The sequence below is a fragment of the Burkholderia sp. GW821-FHT14F03 genome (genome assembly GCF_058803765.1).
In genome coordinates this window covers 1-2,057 of sequence record NZ_JBXAPG010000117.1, presented here as the reverse complement: position 1 = coordinate 2,057, position 2,057 = coordinate 1, and the positions used below count along the sequence as shown (strand labels likewise).

At 65.2% G+C, this 2,057-nt stretch carries 3 protein-coding genes; all 3 read right to left on the bottom strand.

Annotated features, from left to right (window positions below; all coding sequences use genetic code 11):
* Nucleotides 1-1,016 (bottom strand): type VI secretion system baseplate subunit TssF (locus AC1RQF_RS33245; RefSeq protein ID WP_492874373.1); only part of this gene is annotated, 1,016 nt, incomplete at its 3' end.
* A 16-nt stretch (nt 1,017-1,032) separates the two neighbouring features.
* Complete coding sequence (locus AC1RQF_RS33240; RefSeq protein ID WP_492874371.1) at nt 1,033-1,461, bottom strand: GPW/gp25 family protein; 429 nt, start codon at nt 1,459-1,461, stop codon at nt 1,033-1,035.
* 74 nt (nt 1,462-1,535) lie between these two features.
* A partial coding sequence (locus tag AC1RQF_RS33235; protein WP_492874370.1) for an Hcp family type VI secretion system effector occupies nt 1,536-2,057 on the bottom strand: 522 nt, incomplete at its 5' end.

Genomic DNA, 2,057 nt, shown 5'->3' with positions numbered 1-2,057 from the left:
AGGTTGGGGTCGTACGGCACCGGGTCGAAGCGCTTCGTGTACAGGTTGATCGCCGGGGTCGCGAACAGGCGGAACTGGCTCGCCTCGACTTCGCCGACGAGGCCCGTCGGCACGTGCCGCAGCGCGAAGAACAGTTCGAAGGCGCGCGCGGACGGATCGACCGCCGCGACGCGTGCGAGCACGTCGAGATAGACGCCCAGGAGGCGGGTCGGCTGCGCGAAATACTCGCGCATCAACCGCAGGCCGGGCAGCCCGCCGAAATCAGGCGGCAGCAGCGCCTCGGCATCGTCGACGCCGGACAGGCGGATGCCCGCCGCGGGCAGCGTCAGCACCTCGTCGCCGCGCCGGGTCGGCACCACCGCGTACCAGCCGCTGCTCGACGCCAGCAGCGCCTGATGCAGCGCATAGGCGCGCGGCAAGTCGCCGGCAAGGCTCAGGTGCAGCGGCGCGAAGCCGCCGTCGCCGCGCCCCAGTTCGCCAACCGTCGTCAGCCCTTCCAGCTCGAAGCGAAAACGCAGCACCGCCTGCGAAGACGCCAGTTGCTGGGCGAGTTGGGACGGCAATCCGTTCAGGCTCCGGCTGCACTCGACTTGCGCGATGCGCAACGGCAGCAAGGTCACGTCGCGCGCGGTGGAAAACGTGACGGGCAGCTTGCGCCCGGGCAGACGGGCCGAGATCAGCGAACCGCGCGGCAGCGTGCTGCCCCGGAACGCTTCCGGTGACTCCAGGTCCGGGTGAAACGCAAAACTCGAAATGGCAGGCGTGGCCGCCATGAACAACGGGCAGACCCGCCCGAGCGCTTGCTGCGCGAACTCCGCACATTCGCGATCGAGGCGCGTCTGCACCCTTGCCGACAGATAGGCCACACCTTCAAGCAACCGCTCGACGAACGGATCGGTCACTGCATCCGGATGCAGGCCGAGCGCCGATGCGACCTGCGGGTGCTCCTTCGAAAAGCGGGCCCCCGCGTCGCGCAGCTGACGCAATTCGTCGTTGTAATGGTCCAGGAAATTCATGATCGTTCGCCGTTCGTCATTCGCCGACCAGACTGAAATAACCACTGAGATAGTCGAGCGCGAGGCTCACCCTGATTTCCGCCCCGTCGTCACGGGACAGCGTCAAGATGTCGAAATACATCGTCTGCGGCGCGTGCCGGGCGCCGCCGGCTCTCGGCTGCACCACGGTCCGCCCGCTGTCCACGCGCGGCTCGAAGCGGCGTATCACCTCGCAGATGTGCGAAGCCGTACGCACCGGATCGATCCGGGTGGCGCCGCCCAACTGCAGCGGCGGGCAACCGTAGTTCAGCACCGAATAGGCGGCCGGACTGCTGTCCGACACGCCGATCCGCGCGCCGCGCGATGCACAGTTCATCAACTCGACCAGGTGATGCCCGACGATGTCCTGGAGCGAGTCGCGACGAAACCGTCTCGACAGCTTGTTGTAGAGTGGATGCGCGCTCACATGCGTATTCCTGCGTGTCGCGCCCTAGGTCGCCACACGTCCATGGTTTGCTCGAAAAGAAAACGCGCGGCCGATCAGATCGCCGAGTTCAGCTTGAGGTCGTAGCCGGCCTTGATCACCGCGCCCATCGTGCCGTCGTTGCCCTGCTCGCGGTACTCGAACTCGATCTTGGCGAAGTTGATCTTGATCTCGTCCGTCGGCAGCACGTTGTCGACCTCGCCGCTGCCATGGCCCAGTTGCGAGAACGGCATGTTGCCGAGCGTGCGGAACGACGACACCAGCCCGCTTTCGAACGAAATCGTCAGAAACTCCTGCTGGCCCTTGCCCGACTTGCGGCAGATCAGCTTGGCGCTGGGGATGTGGTCGCCGGTCGCGCACATCAGGAACAGTTTCGGCGAGGCCTTGTTCGACACCATCCGGAACTCGAAATCCTTCATCTCGACCTTCCCCGCACCGCCGCCGCTGCCGAAGCCCCAGCGACCCGAGTTTTCTTCCGCCCACTGCCAGCTCTGGATCTGGATAAGGTTGGGATATTGCTTATCGATCGACTCGCCATCAACGCCGTCGATCTTCAGAAAATAGTCGACCAATGCTTT